Here is a 5,562-nt window from a genome sequence, read left to right as displayed (position 1 = left end):
GCGTCCTCATTGGGTCAGCCCCGAGCTGATCCATCACCCCGAGATAGAAGGTCCAGGCGGCAGGAACAAACCCCACCCAGTAGACGGCAGCGCGAGTGACCCGCGACCAGTCGGTCGCGGGTACTAATTGTATCTTTCCTGTGCGGCTCGCCATGGACGTCAGTAGAACTTGCGAAGGTCCATGCCCGTATAGAGATGGGCAACCTGCTCGGCGTAGCCGTTGAAGAGGCGGGTCGGCTTTCGTTTTGCGAACAGGCCGCCGGTCCCGATCGGGCGCTCGGTTGCTTGGCTCCAGCGCGGATGGTCGACTTGTGGATTCACATTCGAATAAAACCCGTATTCACCGGAATTCTGTCGGTTCCAGGAGGTCTCCGGCTGCTTTTCGATGAGGCTGATCCGCACGATTGATTTGATGCTTTTGAAGCCGTATTTCCAGGGAACGACCAAACGGATCGGCGCACCGTTCTGGTTGGGCAGCGTCTCACCATAGAGCCCGACTGCAAGGATGGTCAGTGGGTGCATCGCCTCGTCCAGCCGCAGGCCTTCGATATAGGGCCAAGCCAACGCTTGGAATAATCCCTTCTGGCCAGGCATCTCTTCCGATCTCACCACCGTCTCGAATGCGACGTACTTGGCGCTGCCGAGCGGCTCGGAACGTTTGAGCACCTCGGACAGAGGAAACCCAATCCACGGGATGACCATCGACCATCCCTCCACACAGCGCAGCCGGTAGATTCGCTCTTCGAGCGCCACAGAGCTCAGCAGGTCTTCGAGATGGAATTCGGTTGGGCGGGCCACAAGGCCGTCAACAGCAACCGTCCAGGGCTTCGTCGTCAGCGTGGAGGCGTTTGCAGCCGGGTCGCCCTTGTCGGTGCCAAACTCGTAGTAGTTGTTGTAGCTGGTGACGTCCTCGAGCGGCGTTGGGGCTTCGTCGGTAGAAAGCGGACTCTTGGCGAAGTCCAACTTGGCCGCTGCGGCGGACCCTTTAGGCAGCACTGCCGCCAGGCCCGCAGCCGCGGCTCCCGCAATCAAATTGCGTCGGTTGAGGAAAACCTCGTTCGGCGTGATTTCGGATGGGTTAATGCGAGGGACGTGAAAGATCGGCATTGAACGGGTCCTGAAGAACAAGGGGCTTGTTTCCCGTGGGTGGGTGTCAACTGCTGAGCTGCTTGATCCAGTGATCGAGCGAAATCCGCCCCGGCCGCAAAGCCATGACCCCGAGCGCCATGGCCTCCCAGGTTACATGGATCGGCCAGCCATAGCGAGGCCAAGGACGAGGAGAATTGGCAGCAGAATCTCGCCCGAACCGGAGACGAGTTGCATCGCGGCTGGCGCGGGGAAAGGATAGGGGCCGCCGGCCCGGTGCAGTTTGAACTCCGGGCCTCGTGCAGCGCCGCGGTAGCGTCCAGTTGCAGGAACCCGTCCCATTTGTTGACGCCAGAGCCCCAGAACGGAACCGTGAGGCCGAAACGCAGCCCGAAGTGGGCGAGCGACGGCTGGGCAATTGCGCGGTCAACAGCGTTTTTCCCGATGCGATTGCGGTTGCGACGGCGCTCACAAGCTCTTGTTGTTGACATCTCCCTTCTCCGGTTGCGATTCGGCGTGCCATTCTCCGGGCGCGCAATGACCAATTCGATCCCGACGACCGATGTGTTACATCTTCCAGGTCACACAACTTTGTGATCGCCAAATCCGCAGCTTTGAACAATTTTTCGATGGCGACGTAATAAACGATTGCCAGCCAACGAATGGGAGGAAGGCTGGCTTGGAAGGCGAGGCACAAGCTTTTCGCCGCCGGGGAACTCCCCTGAACAAGATCGCCGATGCCGCCGCCGCCCCCCAGGCCGAGCCGGCCAAAGAATGGGAGAGCGATCGTGCGCTGCAGACTCTGGCGCCCAGTCAGCAGTCGGTCGTGGCCGCGATGGCCGACGACGATCGGAACGACCGTGAGGAGCCTGGGCGTGAGCGAAACGGCAGTGCGGATAGCGTTCCATCGCAGATTGCCGGCGATCGCCAAGCGGTTTAGACAGAGTTGAGATGGACACGAACGAACTGATCAAGGCCCTCGCAGCGGACAGCCAAAAGCTCATGCCCCTGTCCAGGGCGTGGTGGAGCGCGGCCGGCCTTGCCGTCGTGCTTTCCGCAGCCATCGTCTTTGCTACTCTTACCCCACGGCCCGACATCGCAATTGCTGCCGAAACTCCCCGGTTTCTGTTCAAGATCATCTTTGCGGTCACCCTCGCGGCGAGCGCTTTCGGTGTTGTCCGCGCACTGTCACGGCCGGGCGCGGAATGGCGCATGGCGATGCCATATCTCGCGGCAGCTCCTGCATTGCTCGCCACGGCAGTCATTGTTGAACTTCTTTTGCAGCCGGATGCATGGGCGGTCGGAATGATGGGCGCAAACGGCCCAGCTTGCCTGTTTGCCTTGCTGTTGGTCGGCCTCGGTCCACTTGCTGTTATCCTGGCCGCCTTGCGGCATGGAGCGCCGGCGAGTCCGGCAATCGCAGGCGCGGTGGCGGGGCTGCTCGCGGGCGGCATCGCCGCCATCTTTTATGCGGCCCATTGTCCGGACGATTCACCGCTCTTCGTGGCTCTCTGGTACACGCTGGCCATCGCCGCACTAACCATCCTCGGTGCAACCGTAGCCCACCGACTGATCCGATGGTAGCAACTCCTCTGGCAGCAAGTCATCGAGGCGACAGGAGATTCGGACCGAGCCGGTTGCGGCTTGTCTAAGAACCCGACTTTGCCTTGGCTGCCTGCGGCTGAACTGTGAGCTGAATGACCTTGGAAACCGCAGGATAGGCAAACCAATCGTTTGCCGGGGTGATCACGGAATGCTCGTCAGGACCAGTGTTCGGTCCAGCCTGCCTTGGGGCCTGGTTCGGTCCGATTCCTGGAGCCTCGTCCTCCTCGGTTCCGGCGTCCCACAGAATGACCTTCGAGGTGAGGTCGCCGGAGATCGGTTCCTGCCCGTTGAACAGGTCGATCCCTGCAGCGTGCGTATTTCAGTCGATCGTGAGCACGGATTTCGCGGGATCGTGAGCAGCGTGTGAAATCGCGCCGAACAGTGACCCCACGTCGACCCAGGTTTAATGTGCGGATTTCATTGCGAAAATGAGCGTGGGTTAGGGGTCCCGGAAGGTGCCTCTCGTGACCCCTCGAAAATCCCCGAAAGAGCAAGTGGATCAGACACTTGGGCGCTCCGGGCCCGGGGTGACTGTTCGGCGCGATTTCACAGCCTGCACGCTACATGGGGATGCCTACGCGCTTACGAACCAGGTAGGCTCTCGATGTCTTCGCATTTCAGGCGCTTACGGACCAAGCGTCGCCTATCCTTGACCTTGTCGTGCCCGCCATCGCAGCCGTAAGATAAAGCGGGTCAGGACGGCGAGAGCATTTGTCGAAAATCCTGCCAGCGAGGAAAGAACATCGGCACTCGCTGCTGATACTCGCGGTAGGCCGGGCCGAACTTCTCCAGGAGACGTCGCTCCTCCCGCTTGGCCAGGCGAACATAAAGCCAGATGATGACCGGCGAAAGCAGCAGCGTCGGAATGGTCGGCCAATGAATGAGCTGGCCAAACACCGCCAAGAAGATGCCTGTATATTGTGGATGCCGTACGAGGCGGTAGATGCCGTCTGTGGTCAGAGCATCGTTGGCGAAGTAGATTCTCACCCAGCCTCGTACGATCATGACCAAGCCGATGACAACGAACACTGAACCGGCAAGCATTTCGATGGCGTCGCCGCTCTCCCCATAACCCAAAAGCGTCGCCCACAAATGACCGCTACTGTGAACGAGCGGGATCTTGATGGGCAAAAAGGTCGTCAACGCGTAGATCGTGAGTGGAAATCCGTACATCTCACCGTAGAGAGCAATGATGAAGGCTTGTATGAGACCGGCGCCTACCCATTCGCGCCAGCTAGCCGGCGCCATGAAGTGATAAAGTGCCCATGAGCCGATGACGATCATCACAACTGCGTAGGGCCAGAACTCGGTCACTGTCCATTCTTGAAGCGTCGTATCCATTGGATCATCTCCTAAAATGTGATGCGGTCGCACGGTTCGCTTCTCGAGCTGACGAGTCTTACGGCTTGCCATCGTAGGAAGGTCAAGGCGGACTCGTGTCGCTGCGTTGCGGTCTCAAATCTCTGCTGACCGGATTTCCCGAGACGCCACCAGAGAAACTGGCTCGAGATGGAAGCTCAAGCTTGAGCTAATTTCCTCCAGCGTGGCGAAAATATCCTCGCGGTTCGATCCGCCGATGCTAATTATTCCATATCGAAAGCTGATTTCATCCTGCATTTCCTGAGAAAGCAGTCTGCCTGCCGTGGCCAGCACTTCGACGCGCGCATCAGCGTGGCGCGCGACAACCGCTTCCAATTCGAAGTCTGAAGGCAAAGCAACGACAAGCCTGTCCTCGAACGTTCTCAGGACGCAACTTGCAGCCATACGATGCGGCCCGGCGCGATGCCTGGTTCGCGGTCGCTGGCCGACCGCAATGTCAAGCATGACGGAGTAGGAGTTGTACCCGTCGACCTTTTGGTAGAGATCGGCAAATTGCGATGCCAATCGCGGATTGATCTCGACAATAAATATTCGATCCAGCTCGACATTGTATATGAGTTCTATGTTGAACATCCCGTTCTGGTAGCCAAGGTTCCTCATCAGAAGCTTCACAAGCACTCCCATCCGCTCTTGAACGGCAACGGGAAGAGAAGAGGGATACTCAAAACGCTGGAAAGCCATCGTCCCTGGGAACATGACCGAATCGACGACGCTCATGATGTGAACCTCGTCACCATAGGCATATCCCTCGATCGTCACCTGCAATCCTTGCAGATATTCTTCCACGATGAGGTATTCGCTCCCGACCCGGAGACCGGTGTATCGCTCGAGCAGGCGTTCGAAGTGGAGGAAGAACAATTCAAACTGCTGCCAGCGTAACCGTAGGCGGTGGAATTCCTGCTTCGAGGACAGTTTTTGTGCGCCGACGGAAAAGAACGATTTGATGGGCTTTATGAAGGCCGGGAAATCATGGTTCCACGGCCGGTCTCTACTGCCTTGGACGTCGATGAGCGCGACTTTCGGGACAGCGTCGGGCACGATACTGCGCTGCGCCAGCCGGGAGTAATATTTGTGCTGGCACAGGAGATTCACAGCCGGATCGGGAGCTGGAAGGTTCAGGCGTTGCGCTACGGCACAAGCAATCGTGCTTCCTGGGTAGTCATCCGTGCTGACGACGCCGTGAATGGCCTCACCTTTGAAGCGGGCGAGAATTAGGTCGATCTCCGCCAAGGGATCAGCGACCGAAAGGACAGTCGATGCGTCAGAGCCAATGTAGTTCTCAAGCTCAATACTTGCATAATCGTGGAACAGGAACTGCACGCCGCTCAACGGAATCCGCGAAAACTCGCGTCGATCACGGTGGGTTGGGCAGCAGACCAAGTAGGTTTTCATTGGGCGACCCGTCGAGAATAGTCTTCGTTTATTCGATGAACACAAGAATCGAGATCGCATGCTCCCGGCGCCAATGATTTCCCTCCCGCAACAACCGGA

General features: G+C 58.5%; 5 protein-coding genes. 2 read left to right on the top strand and 3 right to left on the bottom strand.

Annotated elements, in window-relative coordinates; translation table 11 throughout:
• Window positions 1–159: 159 nt before the first annotated feature.
• A complete protein-coding gene (gene msrP / locus MESS2_RS29070; protein ID WP_008878253.1) occupies window positions 160–1,107 on the bottom strand; it encodes a protein-methionine-sulfoxide reductase catalytic subunit MsrP in 948 nt (315 codons plus the stop codon).
• Window positions 1,108–1,648: 541 nt separating this feature from the next.
• Between msrP and MESS2_RS29065 the strand changes: the two genes are divergently transcribed.
• Entirely contained in the window at window positions 1,649–2,026 is a 378-nt protein-coding gene (locus MESS2_RS29065) for a hypothetical protein (protein ID WP_040594291.1), read from the top strand.
• Between the two features lie 11 nt (window positions 2,027–2,037).
• Window positions 2,038–2,670, top strand: a complete 633-nt coding sequence (locus MESS2_RS29060; protein ID WP_008878250.1) for an NrsF family protein — start codon at window positions 2,038–2,040, stop codon at window positions 2,668–2,670.
• 714 nt (window positions 2,671–3,384) lie between these two features.
• On the opposite strand, the gene MESS2_RS29055 is transcribed toward MESS2_RS29060, so the two are convergent.
• A complete protein-coding gene (locus tag MESS2_RS29055; RefSeq protein ID WP_008878247.1) occupies window positions 3,385–4,032 on the bottom strand; it encodes a methyltransferase family protein in 648 nt (215 codons plus the stop codon).
• Window positions 4,033–4,146: 114 nt separating this feature from the next.
• Window positions 4,147–5,463 carry an ATP-grasp domain-containing protein gene (locus tag MESS2_RS29050; RefSeq protein WP_008878246.1) on the bottom strand — a complete coding sequence of 439 codons (1,317 nt, stop codon included), beginning with the start codon at window positions 5,461–5,463 and terminating at the stop codon, window positions 4,147–4,149.
• Window positions 5,464–5,562 lie beyond the last annotated feature (99 nt).

This window comes from Mesorhizobium metallidurans STM 2683 (assembly GCF_000350085.1).
Lineage (GTDB): Bacteria > Pseudomonadota > Alphaproteobacteria > Rhizobiales > Rhizobiaceae > Mesorhizobium > Mesorhizobium metallidurans.
This window is presented reverse-complemented; position numbering and strand designations above follow the sequence as displayed.